The sequence below is a fragment of the Mitsuaria sp. MSU3D genome (assembly GCF_056867975.1).
The window spans coordinates 6,077,014-6,099,082 of sequence record NZ_CP200314.1; the positions used below are offsets into that span (position 1 = coordinate 6,077,014).

The following is a 22,069-nucleotide window of genomic DNA, read 5'->3' on the forward strand; positions in this document are numbered from 1 at the left end:
CAGCACCGAGCCGATGACCCCGGGCAAGCGCGCGCTGGCCTGGACGCACACCGCCCGATTCCTGACCACGGCCAGCCAGCTCAAGCACCTGCCGGTCGACGGCGTGCTGCCGGGGGAGGCGCTGGCGCGCGCGGAGGCGGCGCTGGCCGAGGCCGAAGCCGCCGAGTTCGACGAGGCGTTGCTTGACGACGACGCCGCTGACGTCGGCGCGCCGCATGCCGACTCGGGAGACGACTCGGGTGACGACCCGGAAGACGACCCGGGATCCGAAGCCACAGGCGAGGAAGTCGGCGAGGGCGAGGCGCGCGCGCAAGACCTGGCCCCGCGCGGCCTGCCGGAGATCGCCTTCGTCGGTCGTTCCAACGCCGGCAAGTCGACGGCGGTCAACACGCTGGCCCAGCAGAAGCGCCTGGCCTTCGCGTCGAAGACGCCGGGCCGCACGCAGCACATCAACCTGTTCGCGGTGGGCCCGCGCGACGCGCCCAATGCGCTGTTCGCCGACCTGCCCGGCTACGGTTATGCCGCGGTGGCCCGCGACGCCAAGCTGCGCTGGCAGCGCGTCATGGCCGACTATCTCGGCCAGCGCGAGGAGCTGTCGGGCGTAGTGCTGATGGTCGACTCCCGCCTGGGATTGACCGACCTCGACAAGCAGCTGCTCGAATACGTGTCCGACCGCGTCACCGCGGGCGAGGTCAGCCTGCTGGTCGTGCTGACCAAGGCCGACAAGCTCAACCGCAAGGAAGGCGCCGCCATCCTGGCGCAGGTCCAGAAGGACCTGGGCGTGCTGGCGACGGAGGATTCCGACATCGGCGTCACGCTGTTCTCGGCGCTGAGCAAGCAGGGCCTGGAAGACGTCGCCGAGGTGATCTACGACTGGGCGCACGCCGAGCCGCGCGCGCCGTACGGCGAGGACGAGGAAGACGACGAGCCGTCCGACGACGCGGAAGACGACTCGGCGCCGGCTTAAGGCCGGCCGATGAACACGTAGAACGCGGTCCCGCCGCGTGGCGCGTAGCCGATGCCCACGTACAGCGGCCCCAGTCCCGTGTCCGAGCCCAGGAAGATGCTGCTCGCGTAGCGCATGTCCTTGATGCTGATGTCTCGGCGCGAGAGCCAGGTGTTGCCGGCCTCCAGCGTGCCGCCGATGAAGAACCCGCGCGAGAGGAAGGGCTGGTCGTTCAGGCGCCGGTAGTAGGTCGCCCGCGTGAACAGCAGCGAGTTGCCGCTGAGCTGGTTCGGGTTGTAGCCCGACAGCTGGTGGAAACCGCCCAGCGTGTAGCCGCCCAGGCCCGTGTCGTCCGGCTGCTGCGACGCCACGGCGCGCGCGTACAGGCTGACCGTGTGCCCGCCGAAGCTGCGCACCACGTTCCCGTCCGTGTTCAGCCGCAGGAAGCGGCCGCTGCTGAGGTTGCGGTTGTCCTGGCGGCCGCCTTGCGCCTCGACGGTGAAGCGATAGCCATGCTGCGGGAAGTTCGCGTAGTCCAGCTGGTCGACGACGGTCCGGAACCGGAAGCCGCGCTCGTAGCTGGTCCAGCGCAGCTTGCCCATCTCGGGCGTCGCCACCGTGATCAGGTCGGGCTTGGCGTGCCGGATCTGGCTGATCACGCCCAGCCGGACCTCGCCCCAGCGCCCCCACGGTTGACCGACATCCAGTCCCACGGAAGCGTCGCGACGCACCAGCCGCGCCTGGCCCAGGCTGGCGTTGTCCGGATCGTTGTCGTCATAGACGATCTGCTTGCGCTGGTTGGCCTCGCCCCAGGCGCTGACGAACCAGTCGTCGGCCACGCCCAGCTTCAGGCCCAGCGGGTGGTACAGCTCGGTATAGAGCCGTGGCGTCTCGCCGATCGTGATCTGGTTGCGCCACTCCGTGCCCTTGTCGGTCAGCCAGTGGCGGTTGTGGCTCAGGCGCAGGTTGAAGAAGCTGTCGCCGCCCGAGTCGGTCGACAGGTCCATGCCCACGCGGAAGTAGTTCGGCCCCCAGGGCTTGTCTTCCATGTTGAAGACCAGCGTCTCGCCCTCGGCGCGTTGCTCGACGTGATAGTCGACGCGGTTGTAGTCGCCGCTGGAGGACAGGAAGCGCATGTCGCGCTCCGCCGTCTCGTTGTTGAAGGGCTGGCCCGGCTTCGATTCGAGCTGGCTGCGGAAGCGCTCCGGGTTGGTGTTGTCGGAGCCTTCCAGCTTCACCGCGGCGATGAACACGCCCGGCGCCTTGGTGCCGATGCGCGCGATCTGCCAGTCCGTGTAGGTCCGCTCGTCGACGGCGTAGGCGCGCAGCTGCGGCAGCATCGCCTCGGCGGCTTCCTCGCCGGCGCGGATCAGGTCGCGGACCTTGTCGAAGTCGCCCGACGTCAGCTTGCCCAGCTTCGGCGTGATCAGCAGGTCCTCGCCGGCGGACATGCTGGCAATGGAGCGCTGCACGTTCTGCTCGGTGAGGATGTTGATCATCTGCGCGGTCAGCCCGAGCAGCGAGTTCAGCGTGTCGCGTCCGCCCACCGGCGTGCCGACGTTCACCGCGATCAGGCGCGTCGCGCCCATCTCGCGGGCCACGTCGACCGGCAGGTTGTTGACCAGGCCGCCGTCGCCGAGGATGCGGTCCTCCCATTCGACCGGCGCGAACACGCCGGGCACGCTCATGCTGGAGCGCAGCGCCAGCGCGAGGTCGCCTTCGGCCAGGATGCGCTCGTGGCCGTTCTCCATGTCGGTGGCGACGGCGCGGAAGGGCGTCGGCAGGCGGTCGAACTGGTGCACGTCGCGCACCGGCAGCGTCAACCGGCGCAGCAGCGCCTCGAGCCCGCGGCTGGAGAGCGTGCCGGTGGGGACGCGGACCTCGCCGTCGCGCAGGCCGAACTCGATCGTCGCGGAGAACTCGAAGTCCTCCTCCTTGCGGCGTTGCGACAGGTCCTGGCGGTCGACGCGGCTCGCGAACAGCCGGTCCCAGGCGATCCGCGACAGCTCGCGGTCGAGGTCGTCGGCCGACATGCCGCTGGCGTAGAGCCCGCCGATGATCGCGCCCATCGAGGTGCCGGTGACGATGTCGACGGGGATGCGTTCGCGTTCGAGCACCTTCAGGATGCCGACGTGCGCCAGGCCGCGCGCACCGCCGCCCGAGAGCACCAGCCCGAGCTTGGGCCGCTGGGCCTGGTCGGCCGCGGGCGTCGCCACCGGCCCGGGCGGGGGGTTGGGCGGCACCGTCTGGGCGAGGCCGGCGACCGGCGCGGTGAGCGCGATCAGGGCGACCGCCAGCGCCAGGCGGCACTGGCCACTCAGGCGCAGAAGGCGACGAACGCGGGGAAGGACGCGGGGATCTCGGGACAGGGCGGACATCGGGCTGCGGGACAAGCTCGCGGCGACGGCGCGAGGCGGGCGCATTGTGACCCGAACCTGGCCCGCGGGCAGGCCCCGGCGGCGTCCCGACGGTGTCCGTCAGTGATCGTTGCCGTTGGGCGGGGCGCGGTCCAGGTCCAGCATCAGCGTGCCGATCGCGCGCTGCAGCAGCGGCTCGTCTTCCAGCTGCGTGATCAGCCCGTTGGCGACCAGCTGTTCCAGCGCGCCGCGCGTGACCGAGTGGCGCTCCTCCGACGCCTGGCCGACGAACAGGAACATCTGGCGGCTGTCACTGATCCACGCGATCTGCGCGGTGATCCACTCGCTCTGGTGGAAGAAGTGGTACCAGCCGCCGATGTGCACGCCGGCGATCCAGTCCTGCAGCGCCGCGTGCGCGTGGGGCGAGTGCTCCTCGCTGTAGAGCGCCACCGGCACCGTCGGCAACTGGCCGCGGTCGACGCGCTCGTAGGCCCAGCGCGAGGGGAGTTGCGACTCGCGTTCGTCGAGCAGTTGCTGCAGCAGTTCCTCGGACGTCTGCGCCGGGCGTCGCGGCGACGGGGCGGCCGGGGCGGCCTCCTCCACGGCCGGCAGTCCGCGCAGCACCCGGCCGTGCTGGCGCATGAGCTCGTCGAGGAAGGTCTGCCGCTGCATCGGCGGCAGCGCGATGGCATCCATGCCGCGGTCCAGCGCGCGGACGAGGTCCGGCAACTGGGCGCGCAGGCGCGTGCGGGCCGCCTCGTCCGGCTGCGGCGACACGCTGTGCAGCAGCGCGTCCACGAGTTCGATGTAGGTCTGCGGTTCCGAGGCATCCCGGCCGTGCTGGACCATCGCCTGCGCGATGACCTCGACCCAGGGGCCGAGCAGGAAACGCCGCATCAGCTTGCCCGCCTGGGCGTCGTCGAGCTGGTGCTGCAACTGGTCGCGCAGCATCCGTTGCCATTCCTGGCGGCGCTGCTCGCGGTCCAGGCGCTCGAGCGCCACCGCGCTGCGCTGGCCGCGGGCCTCGGCCTGCGCGCGGATGTGGGTGTCGACCTCGGTCAGTGCCTGCTGGAACTGCAACGCGGAGGGATGCGCGCTGTCCAGCAGCGGCTGGATCACGCGTTCCAGGAATTGCAGGAAGGCCTTCAGTTCCGCATCGTCGCTGCGCTGGAAGCCCGCGCCGTGCGCGGCCAGGCGGTTCAACAACTGCCAGGTCGGATGGTCCTGGCGACGCAGCAGCGAGGGATCGGTCTTGGACAGGCGCACGATCGCGACCTGCAGTCGACCCATCAGGACCTTGAGCGGCGGCTGCAGGCTGTCGTCGGCCAGGATCTGGTCATACAGACGCGACAGCAGGTCCGTGCCCGGCGCGCCGATGCCCGGCCCCAGCTTGGGCGGCGGGGCGGACAGGGCGCCCGCCGGCGGAGTGGGCGAACCAGGGACTGCGGCGCGCGCCGATCCGAGCTCGGCGGCGCGCGTGTTCATCAGGTCCAGCTTCATCGCGACCTGGTCCAGCGTCGCGTTCTGCGTCGGCGTGTCGGTCAAGGTCTTGAACTGGCGCAGGCGCAGTTCCGACTCCTTGAGCGCCGACCCGTGGCTGGTCAGCATGCCGCTCAACTGCGCCTGTCTCAGGCTCTGGCAGAGCAGGGTGTAGATCGGCTGCAGCTTGGTCGCCAGCGGATGCGCGGCCATGCGCATCAGCGCATAGCGGCCGTCGGCGTCGAGGTCCACGCCTTCGATGGCGCGTGCCAGCGCCTGTGCGAACAGCGCGGCCCGCAACGGGTTGTCGTTCTTCAACGGCCGCGCGATGCCGCGCAGCGCGGCGAAGAAGTTGCCCAGCTGATGCAGCTCGGCCCGGGACTGGTCTTCGATCGCAGTGATCACGTGCGCGATCGCGACGTCCTTCAGGGCCTGGCTCTCATCGACGAGGCTGAAGGACAGTTCGCCGCCGCGTGAGACGGGGCGCTCCCGCTGCAGCGGATCGCCGCCGTCGCGGGCCGTCTTCAGCAGGAGGTTGAGCGAGCCTTCGAAGTCGGACGCGAAGCTCGCGCGCCGCTTGGACCATCCGGCCAGCAACTGGTGATGTTCGAGCCTGCTCTTGAGCTCATCCTGCAGGCCGTTGTAGACCGCGTGCGCCAACGCGGGCACATGCGCGAGGGTGTCGTCGAGCAGGGACTGCAGGGAGGGCGAAGACGCTTGGACCATCATTTGTGACAAGTTGTCAGCTGCATTATGGTCGCCCCTGATTCAGGTGACATCCCCTGGGGCACGGGGACGTGCGGCCTGGGGAAAGCCTGATGGCCGCGCGACCTGGCGGCCGGCGGTGACCATGATGCTGAGCGGATGCTGCAGCGGATATTGGCAATGGTCGAGCCTACGTCGTATCGAAGCGCAACCGACTCATCTTGCACGAACGAAAAAAGGGGTCGCCGAAGCGACCCCTTTCGAGAGCGTGGGTCCCGAGCGTGACGCGCGGTGGGACCACCGCGCGCCGTGCTCAGGCGGACATCACATGTCCATGCCCATGCCGCCCATGCCGCCAGGCATGGCCGGGCCGGCGGACTCGTCCTTCGGCGCTTCGGCGACCATGCACTCGGTCGTCAGCATCAGCGAGGCCACGGACGCGGCGTTCTGCAGCGCGGTGCGGGTCACCTTGGTCGGATCCAGGATGCCCATCTCGATCATGTCGCCGTAGGTGCCGTTGGCCGCGTTGTAGCCGTGGTTGCCGGAGCCGGCCAGCACGGTGTTGACGACGACGGAGCTTTCTTCACCGGCGTTGTAGACGATCTCGCGCAGCGGGGCTTCGATGGCCTTCAGGATCAGCTTGATGCCGGCGTCCTGGTCGGCGTTGTCGCCCTTGATCGTGCCAGCGGCCTGACGGGCGCGCAGCAGCGCGACGCCGCCGCCGGCCACGATGCCTTCTTCAACGGCGGCACGGGTGGCGTGCAGCGCGTCTTCGACACGGGCCTTCTTTTCCTTCATCTCGACTTCGGTGGCGGCACCGACCTTGATGACGGCGACGCCGCCGGCCAGCTTGGCCACGCGTTCCTGCAGCTTCTCGCGGTCGTAGTCGCTGGTGGCTTCCTCGATCTGGACGCGGATCTGCTTGACGCGCGCTTCGATGTCGGCGCCGGCACCGTTGCCGTCGATGACGGTGGTGTTTTCCTTGCCCACTTCGACGCGCTTGGCCTGACCCAGGTCAGCCAGCGTGACCTTCTCGAGCGACATGCCGACTTCCTCGGCGATCACCTTGCCGCCGGTCAGGATGGCGATGTCTTCCAGCATGGCCTTGCGGCGGTCGCCGAAGCCCGGGGCCTTCACGGCGACGACCTTCAGGATGCCGCGGATCGTGTTGACGACCAGGGTCGCCAGCGCTTCGCCGTCGACTTCTTCGGCAATGATCAGCAGCGGACGGCCCGACTTCGCGACGGCTTCCAACGTCGGCAGCAGGTCGCGGATGTTGGAGATCTTCTTGTCGTAGAGCAGGACGAACGGGTTGTCCAGGATCGCCGACTGCTTTTCCGGGTTGTTGATGAAGTACGGCGACAGGTAGCCGCGGTCGAACTGCATGCCTTCGACGATGTCGAGCTCGTTGTCCAGGCTCTTGCCGTCTTCGACGGTGATCACGCCTTCCTTGCCGACCTTGTCCATCGCCTTGGCGATGATCTCGCCGACGTCGGCGTCGGAGTTGGCGGAGATGGTGCCGACCTGGGCGATTTCCTTGGAGGTCGTGGTGGCCTTGGAGGCCGCCTTCAGCTGCGTGACCAGGGCGGTGACCGCCTTGTCGATGCCGCGCTTCAGGTCCATCGGGTTCATGCCGGCGGCCACGTACTTCATGCCTTCGCGGACGATGGCCTGGGCCAGGACCGTGGCGGTGGTGGTGCCGTCACCGGCGTTGTCCGAGGTCTTGGAAGCGACTTCCTTGACCATCTGGGCGCCCATGTTCTGCAGCTTGTCCTTGAGCTCGATCTCCTTGGCGACCGAGACACCGTCCTTCGTGACGGTGGGGGCGCCGAACGAGCGCTCCAGCACCACGTTACGGCCCTTGGGGCCCAGCGTGACCTTGACCGCGTTGGCCAGGATGTTCACGCCTTCGACCATGCGGGCACGGGCCTCGCCGCCGAAGACAACGTCTTTTGCTGCCATGTGTATCTCTCCGAAATCTTTATCTGGATGAAAGTCTGTCGCGGTCGCCGATTACTTGGCGATGACGGCGAACAGGTCTTCCTCGCGCATGACGAGCAGCTCGTCGCCGTCGACCTTGACGGTCTGGCCGCTGTACTTGCCGAACAGGACGCGGTCGCCGACGGCGACGTTCAGGGCGATGAACTCACCCTTGTCGTTGCGCTTGCCCGGGCCGACGGCCAGCACTTCGCCCTGGTCGGGCTTCTCGGCGGCGTTGTCGGGGATGACGATGCCGGAGGCCGTCTTGGTTTCGTTTTCCAGGCGCTTAACGATCACGCGATCGTGCAGAGGACGCAGTTTCATCAGATCTCCTTGACTAATGCAGACTTGCTTCAAGGACCCGCCGTGCGCTCAGCGCACAAGCCAGTCCATCACAAGAAGTAAGCCCCTCAGCCAGGGCCTCGGGGCTTGTTAGCACTCGACCATCGCGAGTGCTAGCAGGGAGATTATATGGACCGGTCTTGACGTTTCAAGGGCGCGCTTGAATACCGCGGCTGAATAGGTGGTCCAGCGACCACCGGCCGGGGCCCCGACCCAGGAGATACAGCATCGGCGCCGCCCAGCTCAGATGCGTCGGCCAGCCCGACGGATAGACGAAGGTCTGGATCACCGCCGTCATCCCCAGCACGCCGAGGGCGGCCAGGCGCGTGAACAGCCCCAGTACCAGCAGGATCGGCAGGAGGTGCTCCGCGCCCGTGGCGAGATAGGCGGCCCATTCCGGCGGGATCAGCGGGAGCGCGTAGTCCTGGCGGAACAGCAGGAAGGTCGTGTCGGTCAGCGTGAACCAGCCCTCGACCTTGGTGCGGCCGGACAGCCAGAACACGCCCGCGATGCTGAATCGGCAGGCCAGCGCGATGAGGTCATGCGAGATGAGGCGCTCCAGGCGCTGGCGGATCGTGGCCAGCGACCAGGTGGTGTCGCGTCCGGTGCGGGATGTGGAGTTGATCGTGTTCATGACGGGATCTCCATGACGCCGGTGAAGGCGCCTTGATTGAGCAGACGGCCCAGCGCGGCGCCGGGGTCGAAGGCGGGGAGGCGGGCCTGGATGGTGTCCAGCGCTTCGCCGAGCGGTGTGCCGTCGGCGCAGGCGTCGAGCAGGGCGCAATCGGCGGCATCGATCTCGAGCGCGATGACCGCGCCGGAGGGCCGCGTCAGCAGCGCGCCCTGGCCCTGCCAATGCGGTGGATTCGGATCGGCGCCTTGGGTGCGTGCCGCGTTCCAGAGGCTGAATGCCGGCCAGCCGGCGCACCAGCGCCATCGCGCCGCGGGGTGCGGCACCAGCCGCGACGCGGCGAGTCGTTCGGCTTCGAGTCCTGCGATGGCCGGTACCTCGAGTACCGGCGCATCGGCCGACACGTGGCTCTCGCTCCAGAGCCGGTCCAGGCGCGCGACCTCGCCAAGCCAGGGCAGTTCGCTGCCGGCGAGCGCCACATCGAGGAACGCGGGGAAGCGCGCGCCGTAGTGCTGGAGGTCGCCGCCCGTTGGCGGGTCGGCCCGCACCGCGTCGAGTGCCACCGCCTGCATCCACGCATCGCCGGTCAGCCGGTGTACGGCCGGATAGAGCGAGATCAGCGCATCCGCGCAGCCTTTCAACATGGTGTTGCGATAGACGGCGAAGCCGGGCTGAGCGGCCGCCGATGCGGGGCGGGCAGTGTCGTCCTCCGGCGCGGCCCAGAGGTCACGCCAGAACGTTTCCTGAAATCTGGCGAGCGACTCAAGCGCCGGCTCCGCGCGCGATTCGATGCGCGTCATGCGAGCACCTCATGAGGCGCGCGTGTTGCCGCGTCGAGCGCTGACTGAGCCTGTCTGCGTTCGGCGATCAACTCGGCGAAGGGCGGCAGGTTGCCGTCGCGCTCGACCAGGGTCGGTCTGGGGCCGATGCGAGCGGTCAATCGCGCCAGCAATGCCCAGACCGGGGCCGCGACAGCCGTGTCGTGGCTGTCGATCAGCAACCCGGTGCTGGCGTCCGCGTCGGCACGGTGCCCGGCGACGTGGATTTCCATTACTGCATCGCCGTCGACCGCATCGATCCACGCCGAGGCGTCGATGCCGAGGTTGCTTGCGGACACGAACACGTTGTTCACGTCGACCAGCAACCCGCAGCCGGTGCGGCGGACGAGTTCATGCAGGAAATCGACCTCGCCCCATTCGTGGGAGAGGGACAGGTAATGCGTGGGGTTCTCGATGGCGACACGGCGCTGCAGCGCGTCCTGCATGCGGGAGAGGTTCGCCGCGACATGACGCAAGGCCTCCGTCGTGCGCGGCACCGGCAGCAGGTCCGGTGCATACGCCCCGCCGAAGCGGCTCCACGCCAGATGCTCCGACACCAGCGCCGGCTGCAGCCGGTCCGCCAACGCGGCGAAGCGCCTCAGATGCTTGGGATCCGGCGGCGCCGTGCCGGCCAGGGACATCGACACCCCATGCAGCGACAGCGGATGTGTCGCCCGCAGGGTCTCGAGCAGCGCCAGGCGCGGGCCGCCCGCGACGAGGTAGTTCTCGGGGTGGACCTCGAACCAGAGTCCCGGATCACGCGCTGCCAGCGCGTCTTCCGCGAACTCCGGTTTGAAGCCCAGGCCGGCGCCCAGCGCGTGTGTCATGAGGGCGTGCCGCTCAGGACTTGATCGCGGAGAGCGAGCCCATGCCCTTGGGGGTCTTGATCGTCGTGCAGGTGCCGGCGGGGACGTACTTCCACGCGTTGGCCTGGTAGTCCATCTTGGCCGTGCCGGCGCAGGTGGTGCCGGGGCCGGCGGCGCAGTCGTTCTTGCCGGCCATGGCGACGCCGTAGCAGCGTTCCTTCTCCGCGGCGGCAGGCTTGGCGTCCTGTGCCATGGCGGAGGCGGACAGGGCGGTCAGGGTGACCAGGGCGAGGCTCAGGGTGGTCGACTTCATGGGGGCACTCCTTGTGCGGCTGGATGGTGTGTTTGCGTGATGAACGCGGCGATTGGTCCGTCGCATCCGGGAGTTAGTTCGTGTCATTTGCGCCGGTGGTTACAGCGCCGTCCGAAAATCCCAGGATCTTTTTTCGCGCCCCTCTGTAACCTTCCGGCCCCATGACGCGAATAGATCCCGTGATCGCGACAGAACATGAGTTGCACGACCTCTTTCTGGCCGGGCTGGATGGGGACGCGGGGGCTTACCACCGCTTCCTCCAGCGCCTGGGGGCGCTGCTGCGCGGCTACTTCCGGCGGCGGCTGCAGCAGCTGCCGGACGAGGTCGAGGATCTGGTGCAGGAAACGCTGATGGCCGTGCACGCGCAACGTCAGACCTACCGCCGCGGCGAGCCGCTGACGGCCTGGGTGCATGCGGTCGCGCGTTACAAGCTGGTCGACCTCTGGCGTCGTCGCGAGCGGCACGACGCGCTCAACGAGCCGCTCGACGACGACCTTGCGGTGTTCGCGGCCGCCGACCACGAGGCCGGCGATTCGCGCCGCGACCTGAGCCGGCTGCTGGATCGATTGCCGACCAACCAGCGCCTGCCGATCCTGCACACCAAGGTCGAGGGACTGTCGGTCCAGGAGACCGCCCAGCTCACCGGGCTGAGCGAGTCGGCGGTGAAGGTCGGCGTGCACCGGGGATTGAAGACGCTGGCGCGACTGTGGAAGGACATGACATGAAGACCGACGATCTGATCGGACTGCTGGCGCAGGACGCCGGCCCGGTGCCGACGCGCACCGGCGAACGGCGCTTCGCCGTCGCGCTGCTGGTGGGTGTGGCGCTGGCGCTGGCGTGGGTGCAGGGCGCCTTCGGCATCCGCGCCGACCTGGCCGAAGTGATGGGCACGGCGGTGTTCTGGCAGAAGGTGGCGATGCCGCTGGCGGTGGCCGCGACCGGCCTGGTCGTGGTGTTCCGGCTCGGCCACCCCGGGGCACGGATGAACGGCTGGTGGCTGGGCGTGTGGCTGCCGGTGTCGCTGCTGTGGATCTGGGCGGCGGTGGTGCTGTGGATGGCCGAACCCGCCGCGCGCGTGCCGCTGGTGCTGGGCACGACGTGGCGGGTCTGCGTGTTCAACGTGACGGCGACGGCGCTGCCGATCGGCGTCGGCCTGTTGTGGGCGCTTCGCGGTCTGGCGCCGACGCGGCCGGTGCTGACCGGGGCGGCGGCAGGCTGGCTTGCGGGCGCGGTGGGCGCGTGCGTCTACTCGCTGCACTGCCCCGAGATGGGCGCCCCATTCGTCGCGATCTGGTACGTGCTCGGGATGGGCATGTCGGCGGCGCTGGGAGCGCTCGCTGGGCGACATTGGCTGAGATGGTGAGCGGACCAGCCGTCACGCGATATACGACAACGGCAACGCCGTCGTGAACTTCAGCTCCTCCATCGCGAAGCTGGAGCTGACGTCCGACAGCTGCGTCCCCGCGATCAGCCGGCGATAGACCTGGTCGTAGGCCGCGATGTCCGGCACCACCACGCGCAGCAGGTAGTCCACGTCGCCGCTCATCCGGTAGAACTCGACGACCTCCGGGATCGCCTCGATCGCCGCGCGGAACTGGTCGAACCAGGCCTGCGAGTGCACGTTCGTCCGCACCGACACGAACACCGTCACCCCGACGTTCACCTTCTTCGGGTCCACCAGCATCACGTTGCGGGTGATCACCCCCGACTCCTTCAGCCGCTGCACCCGGCGCCAGCACGGCGTCGTCGACAGCCCGACCTCCGCCGCCAGCTCACTCACCTGCACGGACGCGTCCCGCTGCAGGACATCGAGAATCTTTCGGTCGATGGAATCCAGTTTCGTCATGTTGGCCAACCTTGGAATTCAATTGCCGAAATCGGCCAAGGAAAGATGGATTTTGCACGTGGATTCCAAGCGTGACTTCTGACAATCGACCACCATGGAAATCTACCTCGACGCCAACGCCACCACCCCCGTCCTGCCGCAGGCCCGCGACGCCGCGCTCTCCGTGATGGCGGACGCGTTCGGGAACCCGAGCAGCATCCACGGCAGTGGCCTCAAGGCCCGGGCGCGGCTCGACGCGGTCCGCGCCACCGCGCGGCGCGTGCTGGGCGCACCGGGCGGCCGGCTGGTCTTCACCAGCGGTGCGACCGAGGGCATCCAGACCGCCGTGCTGTCCGCGCTGACCGCGCTGCGACAACGGCGCGAGGCCGGCCAGGCCATCCCGCCGCAACTGCTCTACGGCGCCACCGAGCACAAGGCCGTGCCCGAGGCGCTCCGACACTGGAACACGCTGCTGGGCCTGGACCTGGATGTCGTCGCGATCCCTGTCGGCATCGACGGCCGCCATGACCTTGCCTGGCTGCGCGCGAACGCTTCCTCGGCCGGCCTGGTCTGCACGATGGCCGCCAACAACGAGACCGGTGTCATCAGCGACCTCGATGGCATTGCCGACGCGCTGCGCGGCTCCGGCGCGCTCTGGCTGGTGGACGGCGTGCAGGCGCTCGGCAAGCTGCCGCTGCAACTCGGCGGACGCGCGATCGACTACGCGCCGTTCTCCGGCCACAAGCTCTACGCGCCCAAGGGCGTCGGCATGCTCTACGTCCGCGAGGGCGCCCCGTTCACGCCGTTGATGGCCGGCGGCGGGCAGGAGGGCGCGCAGCGCTCCGGCACCGAGAACATGGCCGGCATCGCCGCGCTGGGTGCGGTGCTGGAGGCGCTCGAAGGCGGCGGCGTGTTTGCGTCGCTCGGCCAGTTGCTGGACCGTCGCCAACGCCTGGCCGACGCGCTGCGCGAGGCCTTCCCCGGCGTCGTGTTCAACGCGCCGTTCGACATCAGCCTGCCGACGACGCTCAACGTCTCGGTCCCCGGGCTGAGTGCGAAGCTGCTGCTCGACCTGTTCGACGCCGCCGGCCTGCGCGTCAGCGGGGGCTCTGCTTGCGGCGCGGCGAAGGCGGCGCCGAGCTACGTGCTGCAGGCGATGGGCCTGCCGGCGTGGCGAGCCGGCGCCGCGGTGCGCCTGTCCTTCGGCGCGGCCGATGCCGAGTCGACCATCGATGAAGCCTGCAGACGCCTGCGCGCCTGTGGCGAGTCGCTGCGCGCGACCTGCCAGACGCCGGCACCGAACGAGACCCCGCAGGCACCGGAGCTGCTCACACGCTTCGCCGTCGATGGCGCCTGCTGCTACGTCGTCGCCGATGTGTCCAGCCGCCGCTGCGTGGTCGTCGACCCGCTGCCCGAACTCACCGGCACGCTGTCGCAGTGGATGCGATGTCGCGGGCTGACCTTGGCCGCGGTGCTGGACACGCACAGCCATGGCGACCATGCCTCGTCCGCGCAGGCGCTGCGCGACGCGATGACGAGCCTGCTCGCCGAGGAAGCGCTGGCCGATCGCGTCGACGCCCTGGGCTGGCCGAAGGGCAACGAGGTGATCGCGCTTGGCGCGCATCGGCTGTCGCGTCTCGCGATCCCCGGCCATACGGAAGATTCCACCGCCTACCTGCTGCACGCGGGCGGCGAGCTGATCTCGGCCTTCGTCGGCGACATGGTGATGGCGGGCGCGCTGGGCCGTAGCGATTTCGAGCAGAGCGCGCCGGCCGCCTTCGGCCCGTCGTTGAAGACGCTGGAGCGCAATGTCGGCCTGAACGGCCTGCTGCTGCCCGGACACGACTACGACGACCGCTTTGCGACGACGCTTGCCGTGGAATGCGGCGCGCAGCCGCTGCTCGACGGCGTGCTGAAGGGGCGCCTGAGCGCTGAGGCTTTCGCGATCGGCAAGGGCGTGCTGGAGCGCGACCTCGCGCCCACCGAGTACCAGACGATGGCCTGCGGCGCGCGCGTGGACTGCGCGCGGGCGACGGAGCGCGTCGAACTCGACGTCGGGAGCCTGCAGTCGATGCTGGGCGACGGCGTCGGACCGAAGCCGGTGCTGGTCGACGTGCGCGAGGCCTACGAGGCGCGCATGAGCCCCACCGACGAACTGGCGCCCGAGGCGGTGCCGCTGTCGGCGCTGATCAACGCACTGCCGCGCTGGCGTGCGCTGCCGGAGCAGACGCCGGTGATCTTCTTCTGCCGCAGCGGTAACCGCAGCGCGCAGGCGGCGCGGGCGTTGCGCCGACTCGGCCACGGGCAGGCGTGGAGCCTGGCCGGTGGCCTGGCGCTGTGGCCGACCACCCGGACAGCCACGACGCTTGACGCCATCGCGATCTGAGCGCGGTGTCGTCGATAACAAGTGTGCTTGTTGCTGACGGGCCGCGTCAGACGCCGCGAGCGCGTCAGTGGCGCCGTGAACCCTGGGCCGCTCAGCGCATCTCGCGCGGCGGTCGAGACGACACCGAGGCGTCCGCGGCGACCGCATCGGGGCCGTGCCCGCGCGGGAAGTCGAACGCGATCCGCATGACGATGTCCTGCGGGTAGTTGCCGAACTTGCGGCCGAACAGGTTGAGACCGCCGCGGTTGCGGGCGTCGTCCTTGACGCCCAGTCGCACCTTGATGTGATTCGTCTGCGGCAGGTCCAGGTCGCCGATCTTCACCGCGCCCAGCGCGACGCCGTCGATCATCGAGCCCTGCTCCCCCACGCTCCACTGCTTGAGCAGCCCGTGCGTCGTGCGGTCGACCTGCCACCAGCCCGGCATCAGCAGCGAGGGCTTGCCGCCGTAGTCGCCGGGGCTGGTCCAGGTGCCGATCTCCTTGTCGTTGATCCAGAGCGTGATGTCGGAGGGCCAGTCCTCGTTGAACTGCGGCGCCTCGGAGCAGATCTCCATCGACAGTTCGAGGTGATTGGGCACCGCGCCGTAGGGCAGGTTGTTGGGGAAGGCGTAGTCCACGTAGCCCGAGCCGCCGAACCACAGCAGCTGCGCGTAGACATGCTCGGGCTCGAAGAACGAGCGCGAGTCGTCCAGCATGCCGATGATCTTGCTCTCGCTGACCAGGCCGCAGGTGGGTTTGGCCTCGACGTGACGGTAGCTGCCGATCGGCATGCTGATCGAGATGACGTTGGGCTGCGACTCGATCGCCGCGCCGGGCAGTCGCAGGCGCACCTCGTCGTAGCGCTTGGAGCAGAGCTTCTGCCGACCGCGCGTGCCCGGTTCCACCTCCACCGAGACGAGGCCCACGGCCTGCAGCTGGTTGATGTTGAAGCTCACCGTCGAATGCGGGAGGTTCATCGCCGACGCCAGCTCCGACACGTTCAGCACCTGGTGCGTGAGCAGGCCCAGCATCGCCTGCCGCGTGTCCGAGGCGAGGGCCTTGGCGACGGCCAGCGCCGCGTCTCCCTCCACCGTCAAGACCCGGCTGCCCGAGACCTCCACCATCGCGCGTTCCCTGTTGTCTTGTTGCGGGCCATCGCTTTGGACCCGATGAATTGGCGAGTTTATGAGATGGGCCCTGTTGCTCTGGGGACCCGGGTGAAGTTCTGCCATTAATAACAAATAAATTCGTGATAATCGCCAACATGAACCCGGTACACCACGACGGGCGAGTCGCCGACATCGCCACCCCCGCTGATTCGCCCGAGGGCGTTGCGGTGCGGGCCGACCGGCCCGGCCGCGTCCACCGTCGGCGCAATCCGCTGAACGGCCGTCACGTGCTGGTCTCGCCACACCGCACGTTGCGTCCTTGGCAGGGCGCACAGGAGTCGATCGACGACGCGCCCCTGCCGAGCCACGACCCGACCTGCTACCTGTGCGCAGGCAACGTCCGGGCGAACGGTCAGCGCAATCCGGACTACACGGGGACCTTCGTCTTCACGAACGACTTCGCGGCGCTGCAGCCGCCGCAGGGGGACGAGGCGACCCTTGCTGTCCCGGACGAAGCGGGTGCCGACCTGCTTCAGTCGACACCGGTCGCCGGCGAGTGCCGCGTGCTGTGCTTCTCCCCCGATCACGCCCGCACGCTGCCAGAACTCGAGTTGCCTGAACTGCGCGCCGTCGTGCGGGCCTGGATGGATCAGTCCGCGGACATGGGCGCGCGCCATCGCTGGGTGCAGGTCTTCGAGAACAAGGGCGCGGCGATGGGCTGCTCCAACCCGCATCCGCATGGACAGGTCTGGGGCCTGGATCAGTGGCCCGACGAGGCCGTGCTCGCAGACGCGCATCAACGCGCGTATCTCGACCGGCACGGCGAACCGCTGCTGGTCCGCTACGTCCGCGATGAGCTGGCCGCGGGCGAGCGCTTGGTCGTCGAGACCGGGCACTGGGTCGCCGTCGTGCCGTACTGGGCCGCGTGGCCGTTCGAGACGCTGCTGCTGCCCAAGGCCCACACCTTGCGGCTCGACGCGATGACGACGGCGCAGGCGGACGATCTCGCCGTCGCGGTGCGCCGCCTGACGACGCGCTACGACAACCTGTTCCAGTGTTCGTTCCCGTATTCGATGGGCTGGCACGGCGCGCCGCACGGCGCCGGACAGCCGGACGACGACGCCAACCGCCACTGGCAACTGCACGCGCATTTCTATCCGCCGCTGCTGCGCTCGGCGACGGTGCGCAAGTTCATGGTCGGCTTCGAAATGCTCGGCGAGGCCCAGCGCGACCTCACGCCGGAGGCCGCCGCGCAGCAGCTGCGCGAGGTCAGCGACACCGTGCATTACCGGCAGGCGCGCCGCGCCGCGCAGGCGGAGGGCGCATGAGCCAGGACCGTCCAGCGACACCGCGCGAGCGCGCGGTGCAAGGCTTCGAACGCGCATTCGGCCGGTCGCCCGAGCGCCTGACCCGCGCCCCGGCGCGCGTCAACCTGATCGGCGAGCACACCGATTACAACGAGGGCTTCGCGATGCCCTGCGCGATCGACCGCGACACGGTCGTGGCGGCGGGGCGGCGCGACGACGACATCGTCGACGTCATCGCCTGCGACCTGCTGGCCGAGCCTGGCGGGTCGAGTGGCATCACCGGCGGGGCGAGCGTGGGCGTTGCGGGTCGGGATGCCCAGGGTGCGCGCGGTCGCTTCCGCATCGGCGACGCGGCGGACGTCTCCGCCAGTCCCCAATGGCTGCGCTACGTGCAAGGCATGGTCGCGGTGCTGCGCGAGCAGGGCCATGCCGTCGGCGGCGCGACGCTGTCGATCGCGGGCAACGTGCCGCAGGGCGCGGGGCTGAGCTCGTCGGCGTCGCTGGAGATGGCGATCGGTCACGCGTTCTCCGCGCTCAACGGCTGGACGCTGCCGCCGACGACGATGGCGCTCGCCGGCCAGCGCGCCGAGAACGTCTACGCCGGCTGCCGCTGCGGCGTGCTGGACCAGCTGTCCTCGTCGCTCGGTGTGAAGGGCCAGGCGTTGCTGATGGACTGCCGCAGCCTGGAGGTCCGTCCGATCCCGATGCCCGAGGACATCGCGGTGCTGGTCGTCGATTCGAAGATCCAGCGCGGCCTCGTCGACAGCGAATACAACCTGCGCCGCCAGCAATGCGAGGCCGCGGCGAAGGGGCTCGGCGTGAGGGCGCTGCGCGACGTCGACGACGCGCTGTGGTCGCGGCTGGGCGGGCAGCTCGACCCCGTGGTGCGTCGCCGCGCGCGCCACATCATTTCCGACAGCCAGCGCTGCGCCGGCCTGGCCGACGCGCTGTCGCGCGGCGACCTCGCCGCGATCGGCCACCTGATGCGCGAGTCCCACGAGTCCATGCGCGACGACTTCGAGATCACTGTCCCCGCGATCGATGCGCTCGCCGCGCTGATGCAGGACGTCATCGGCGAGCACGGCGGTGCGCGCATGACCGGCGGCGGCTTCGGCGGCTGCGTCATCGCACTCGCACCGCGCGCGATGGTCGACGAGATCCGCGTTGCGGTCGAACGCGGCTACCGCTCGCCGGATGGCCGCGCCGCGGAGTTCCACGTCTGCGCCGCGTCCGACGGCGCGGGCGTGCTGGCATGAGCGCCGCGGACGCGACCAGCGTCGCGACCGACACGACCGACACCACTCGCGCCGTCAGGGCTTGCGGGAGAAGGTGAGGGCCTGCCACCGCGTGAGGCCTCCGGGCCATCCCTGAATTGACCGTCACGCCGACTGCCTCTATGCTCGGGTTATGAAAGCGCTTTCAAGCGCCGTTCAGAACACGACAACAAAGGTAGTTCGATGACGGAGACAACTTCAGCGGGTGCGCGTGCGTCCCTGCGATGGACGCTGTCCGCAAAAGGCGCGGACCTGGCGAGCTCGACGCGCCTGGCGCCGCAGCCCGAGCTGGCGCTGCAGCCGGTGGCGCAACTGATGGCCGATGCCGCGATCGCGGGCATGCCCAAGCTGGTGGTGAACAGCGCACGTCGCTTCCAGCGCATCGAGGGCTTCGGCGGCGCGTTCACCGAAGCTGCCGCGACGACGTGGCAGAAGCTTCCGCCCGCCGAGGCGAACGCGCTGCTGCGCGCCTACTTCGACGCGAACGCGGGGCACGGCTACACGTTCAACCGTGTGCACATGAACAGCTGCGACTTCTCGCTGGGCAACTACGCGCATGCGGACGTGCCGGGCGACGAGGCGCTGACGCACTTCAACATCGACCGCGACCGCCGCGCGCTGCTGCCGATGATCCAGGCCGCGATGAAGGTCGCGCCGGGCCCGATGAAGCTGCTGGTGTCGCCGTGGAGTCCTCCGGCGTGGATGAAGACCAACGGGCAGATGAACAACGGCGGCAAGCTGCTGCCGCAGTACGCGAAGGCCTGGGCGCAGTGCTACGTGAAGTTCATCCAGGCCTATGAGGCCGAAGGGGTGCCCGTCTGGGGCGTGTCCGTGCAGAACGAGCCCGACGCGGTGCAGCGCTGGGACTCGTGCGTCTACACCGCGGAGGAGGAACGCGACTTCGTCCGCGACTATCTCGGCCCGGCGTTGCACGCGGCGGGGCTGCAACGGATCAAGGTCGTCATCTGGGACCACAACCGCGACCAGATGGTGCAACGCGCGGACGTCGTGTACTCGGATCCCGAGGCCGCGAAGTACGTCTGGGGCTGCGGCTTCCACTGGTACGTCGAGGACCACTTCGACCACGTCGGCCTGCTGCATGACGCCTATCCCGACAAGCAGCTGCTGTTCACCGAAGGCTGCCAGGAAGGCGGACCGCACATCGGCTCGTGGAACACCGGCGAGCGCTACGGGCGCAGCATCCTCAACGACCTGAACCGCTGGACGGTGGGCTGGATCGACTGGAACCTGCTGCTCGACGAGACGGGCGGACCCAACCATGTCGGCAACCTGTGCAGTGCGCCGATGCTCGCGGACCGCGAGCAGAACCGGCTGATGCCGCAGAGCTCGTACGACTACCTCGGCCACTTCAGCCGCTTCATCAAACCGGGCGCATTCCGCGTGCTGTGTTCGGCGAGCAGCCTGGACCTCGAATGCACCGCGGCGGTCAACGAGGACGGCAGCATCGCCGTCGTCGTGATGAACCGCAGCGAGCGGGAACATCGCTTCACGCTGCGCATCGACGGCCAGGCGGGCGTCGCGGCGCTGCCGCCGCGCTGCATCGCGACCTACGTGCTGCCGCGCTGAGGTCGACGTGGACCGGACCTCCGTCATCGCCGCCATGGCCGCCATCGACGGCGATCCCGCGGCGGTGTCGTCTACGGCCTATGCCTGCGTCGATGCGTTGTACGTGTATCCGGTGAAGTCCTGCGCCGGGGTGCGCGTCTCCGATGTGCGCTTCGACGAGGACGGCCGGATCGTCGGCGACCGAGAGTGGATCGTCGTCGACGCGCGAGGCGAGCTGGCGTGGCTCGGTTCGCACCCGAAGCTGGCGCTGCTGCAGCCCAAGCTGCTGGCTGATGCGCTGTTGCTATGCGCGCAGGGACAGCAGCCGCTGCGGCTGTCGCGCGAGGCGGAGGGCGCGGCGACGTATGCCCTGATCTGGCATCCGGAGGAACGCCGCATGGTGAGCCATCGCGGTCGGGATGCCGGCGCCCTGGCGGCGCAGTTCCTGCGCGAGGTCACCGGCCACGACCTCCGGCTCGTGAAGCTCGATCGGCACGCGGCGCTGGCGACGGCGCCGAACGCGCTGCACGCGGTTTCCACGGGATCGGTGGTCGAGCTCAACGAGCATCTGGCCGCGGAAGGACTCGCCCGCGTCGACGTGCGGCGGCTGCGGCCCAACCTCGTGCTGCGCGGCATGCAGGAGGCGCTGGTGCCGTTCATCGAGGAACACCTGATGCAGTTGGTCTGGCGGGACGGCGAGGGATGGTGGCGCCGCATGACGCACGCGGCGGCCTGCGAGCGCTGCGTCGTGCCCAACGTCGATCCGGACACCGGCGAGGCGCAATCCGGCATCGACACGGCCATCGCGGCGCTGAGCGCCCAGCGCTGGCCGGGACAGGCGTCGCGTTTCGGCGTCTATCTGCGACCGCCGCCCGGCGGCTCGCTGAGTGAAGGCACGGTCATGACGATGGAGCTCGACTTTTGAGCGCGAAGAACGGACGCGACGGGCGTGTGCGCCAGGGCCTCACCCGACGCGGGATGCTCGCGGCGATGACGGCGCCGGCGTGGTCGGGCGTGCTGGTCGTTCCCGCCTTGGCGCAAGCGCGCGAGGTGCTGACGATCGCGGCCTTCCCGCTGATGGACGAGATCGCCAAGGCGGCGATTCCGGCGTGGCAGGCCATGCATCCGGACGTGGAGTTGCGCATCCTGATGCGCCAGTACACCGACCATCACACGGCGATGACGACCGCGTTGTCGACGGCGGTGGGGCTGCCGGACGTGATGGCGCTGGAGTCGAGCTTCGTCGGTCGATTCGCGCAGGGCGGCGGGCTGGAGGATCTGCGACAGCCGCCGTTCGGCATCGAGGCCTACCGCCCGCGGATCGTGCCGTATGCGTATGACCAGGCGATCGCACGCAGCGGCGCGGTGGTCGCGATGCCCGCGGACATCGGGCCCGGCACGATGCTGTACCGCAAGGACATCCTCGAGCGCGCAGGCGTTCCCCCGGAGGAACTGACGCGCAGCTGGGACAGCTATGTCGCCGCGGGCGAGCGCATCAAGGCGCGCACCGGCGTGTACCTGATCGCCAACGTGCAGGAGATCAAGGACATCCTGATCGCCGACGGGCTTCAGCCGGGCGAGGGCATCTACTTCGACACCGAGTCGCGCGTGCTGGTGAATTCGCCGCGCTTCGAGCGCGCGTTCGAGGTGTCGCTGCGCGCGCGGCGGAAGGGGCTCGACGCGAAGGTGCCGGCGTGGTCCAACGACTGGGGCGCCGGCTTCAAGCAGGGACGCCTGGCGACGGAGTTGTCGGGGGCGTGGCTCGTGGGGCAGCTCAACGCGTTCGTCGCGCCGGAGACCAAGGGACTGTGGCGCGCGGCGTCGCTACCCGGTGGATCGCATGCGCCGTATGGCGGCACCTTCTATGCGATCGCGCGCAAGTCCGCGCCGTCTCGCAAGCTGCTCGCGTGGCGCTTCATCCAGATGATGACGCTGGACCCGAAGCAGCAGCTGCAGGCGTTCAAGTCCTACGACGCCTTCCCGGCGCTGCGCGACGTCCACGACGACCCGTTCTTCAGCGAGCCGGTGGACTTCCTCGGCGGGCAGCGCGCGCGGCTGCTGTGGCGCGACGACGCGTTGCGCATCACCGCGCTGCCGGTGCACAAGCAGGCCAAGTTCGCGGAGGAGGTCGTGCAGACCGAGCTCGACAAGGTGCTGCGCGGACAGAAGACGATCAAGGCGGCGCTCGCGGATGCCGAGCAGCTGCTGCAGCGGCGCGCGAAGCGCTGAATACCAATACGGAGACCT

19 protein-coding genes are annotated in these 22,069 nt (G+C 69.2%); 9 read left to right on the forward strand and 10 right to left on the reverse strand.

Annotated features, from left to right (window positions below; genetic code table 11):
- Window positions 1-316: 316 nt before the first annotated feature.
- A complete protein-coding gene (gene yihA, locus AC1VNM_RS26755; RefSeq protein ID WP_377161566.1) occupies window positions 317-967 on the forward strand; it encodes a ribosome biogenesis GTP-binding protein YihA/YsxC in 651 nt (216 codons plus the stop codon).
- On the opposite strand, the gene AC1VNM_RS26760 is transcribed toward yihA, so the two are convergent.
- The 8 genes from AC1VNM_RS26760 to AC1VNM_RS26795 form a co-directional block, all read right to left on the reverse strand.
- Complete coding sequence (locus AC1VNM_RS26760; protein WP_483108923.1) at window positions 964-3,324, reverse strand: patatin-like phospholipase family protein; 2,361 nt, start codon at window positions 3,322-3,324, stop codon at window positions 964-966. The genes yihA and AC1VNM_RS26760 overlap by 4 nt on opposite strands.
- A gap of 99 nt (window positions 3,325-3,423) precedes the next feature.
- Window positions 3,424-5,520, reverse strand: coding sequence for a DUF1631 family protein (locus AC1VNM_RS26765; RefSeq protein WP_483108924.1), 2,097 nt, complete (start codon window positions 5,518-5,520; stop codon window positions 3,424-3,426).
- 291 nt (window positions 5,521-5,811) lie between these two features.
- The gene (groL, locus tag AC1VNM_RS26770; RefSeq protein WP_377157505.1) at window positions 5,812-7,449 is read right to left on the reverse strand and encodes a chaperonin GroEL; all 1,638 of its coding nucleotides are present in this window, start codon (window positions 7,447-7,449) and stop codon (window positions 5,812-5,814) included.
- Window positions 7,450-7,500: 51 nt separating this feature from the next.
- The gene (gene groES, locus AC1VNM_RS26775) at window positions 7,501-7,791 is read right to left on the reverse strand and encodes a co-chaperone GroES (RefSeq protein WP_297524612.1); all 291 of its coding nucleotides are present in this window, start codon (window positions 7,789-7,791) and stop codon (window positions 7,501-7,503) included.
- A gap of 166 nt (window positions 7,792-7,957) precedes the next feature.
- The gene (locus AC1VNM_RS26780) at window positions 7,958-8,443 is read right to left on the reverse strand and encodes a DoxX family protein (protein ID WP_377157503.1); all 486 of its coding nucleotides are present in this window, start codon (window positions 8,441-8,443) and stop codon (window positions 7,958-7,960) included.
- The gene (locus tag AC1VNM_RS26785) at window positions 8,440-9,240 is read right to left on the reverse strand and encodes an HvfC/BufC N-terminal domain-containing protein (RefSeq protein WP_377157502.1); all 801 of its coding nucleotides are present in this window, start codon (window positions 9,238-9,240) and stop codon (window positions 8,440-8,442) included. Before AC1VNM_RS26785 ends, AC1VNM_RS26780 begins: the two co-directional genes overlap by 4 nt.
- Entirely contained in the window at window positions 9,237-10,085 is an 849-nt protein-coding gene (gene bufB / locus AC1VNM_RS26790) for an MNIO family bufferin maturase (protein WP_483108925.1), read from the reverse strand. Before bufB ends, AC1VNM_RS26785 begins: the two co-directional genes overlap by 4 nt.
- 13 nt (window positions 10,086-10,098) lie before the next feature.
- Window positions 10,099-10,377 (reverse strand): BufA1 family periplasmic bufferin-type metallophore, encoded by a 279-nt coding sequence (locus tag AC1VNM_RS26795; protein WP_377157499.1) that lies wholly within the window; start codon window positions 10,375-10,377, stop codon window positions 10,099-10,101.
- A 179-nt stretch (window positions 10,378-10,556) separates the two neighbouring features.
- On the opposite strand from AC1VNM_RS26795, the gene AC1VNM_RS26800 reads away from it, so the two are divergent.
- Entirely contained in the window at window positions 10,557-11,102 is a 546-nt protein-coding gene (locus tag AC1VNM_RS26800) for a sigma-70 family RNA polymerase sigma factor (RefSeq protein WP_377157498.1), read from the forward strand.
- Window positions 11,099-11,740: an NrsF family protein gene (locus AC1VNM_RS26805; RefSeq protein WP_483108926.1), complete on the forward strand. Its 642-nt coding sequence runs from the start codon at window positions 11,099-11,101 to the stop codon at window positions 11,738-11,740. Before AC1VNM_RS26800 ends, AC1VNM_RS26805 begins: the two co-directional genes overlap by 4 nt.
- 12 nt (window positions 11,741-11,752) lie before the next feature.
- On the opposite strand, the gene AC1VNM_RS26810 is transcribed toward AC1VNM_RS26805, so the two are convergent.
- Complete coding sequence (locus AC1VNM_RS26810) at window positions 11,753-12,214, reverse strand: Lrp/AsnC family transcriptional regulator (RefSeq protein ID WP_067283033.1); 462 nt, start codon at window positions 12,212-12,214, stop codon at window positions 11,753-11,755.
- A gap of 103 nt (window positions 12,215-12,317) precedes the next feature.
- On the opposite strand from AC1VNM_RS26810, the gene AC1VNM_RS26815 reads away from it, so the two are divergent.
- A complete protein-coding gene (locus tag AC1VNM_RS26815) occupies window positions 12,318-14,588 on the forward strand; it encodes an aminotransferase class V-fold PLP-dependent enzyme (RefSeq protein ID WP_483108927.1) in 2,271 nt (756 codons plus the stop codon).
- A 91-nt stretch (window positions 14,589-14,679) separates the two neighbouring features.
- Here the strand turns inward: AC1VNM_RS26815 and AC1VNM_RS26820 are convergent, their stop codons facing one another.
- The gene (locus tag AC1VNM_RS26820) at window positions 14,680-15,690 is read right to left on the reverse strand and encodes an ArsR/SmtB family transcription factor (RefSeq protein WP_483108928.1); all 1,011 of its coding nucleotides are present in this window, start codon (window positions 15,688-15,690) and stop codon (window positions 14,680-14,682) included.
- A gap of 140 nt (window positions 15,691-15,830) precedes the next feature.
- Here AC1VNM_RS26820 and AC1VNM_RS26825 point away from each other — a divergent pair, with 140 nt between their 5' ends.
- From AC1VNM_RS26825 to AC1VNM_RS26845, 5 genes are all read left to right on the forward strand, one after another.
- On the forward strand, window positions 15,831-17,003 hold the full coding sequence (locus AC1VNM_RS26825; protein WP_483108929.1) for a UDP-glucose--hexose-1-phosphate uridylyltransferase: 1,173 nt from the start codon (window positions 15,831-15,833) through the stop codon (window positions 17,001-17,003).
- Window positions 17,000-18,238, forward strand: a complete 1,239-nt coding sequence (gene galK, locus AC1VNM_RS26830; RefSeq protein WP_483108930.1) for a galactokinase — start codon at window positions 17,000-17,002, stop codon at window positions 18,236-18,238. Before AC1VNM_RS26825 ends, galK begins: the two co-directional genes overlap by 4 nt.
- Window positions 18,239-18,439: 201 nt before the next feature.
- Window positions 18,440-19,843: a glycoside hydrolase family 30 protein gene (locus AC1VNM_RS26835; RefSeq protein WP_483108931.1), complete on the forward strand. Its 1,404-nt coding sequence runs from the start codon at window positions 18,440-18,442 to the stop codon at window positions 19,841-19,843.
- A gap of 7 nt (window positions 19,844-19,850) precedes the next feature.
- The gene (locus AC1VNM_RS26840) at window positions 19,851-20,747 is read left to right on the forward strand and encodes an MOSC domain-containing protein (RefSeq protein ID WP_483108932.1); all 897 of its coding nucleotides are present in this window, start codon (window positions 19,851-19,853) and stop codon (window positions 20,745-20,747) included.
- Window positions 20,744-22,051 (forward strand): ABC transporter substrate-binding protein, encoded by a 1,308-nt coding sequence (locus AC1VNM_RS26845; protein WP_483108933.1) that lies wholly within the window; start codon window positions 20,744-20,746, stop codon window positions 22,049-22,051. The genes AC1VNM_RS26840 and AC1VNM_RS26845 overlap by 4 nt, the downstream gene beginning before the upstream one ends.
- Window positions 22,052-22,069 lie beyond the last annotated feature (18 nt).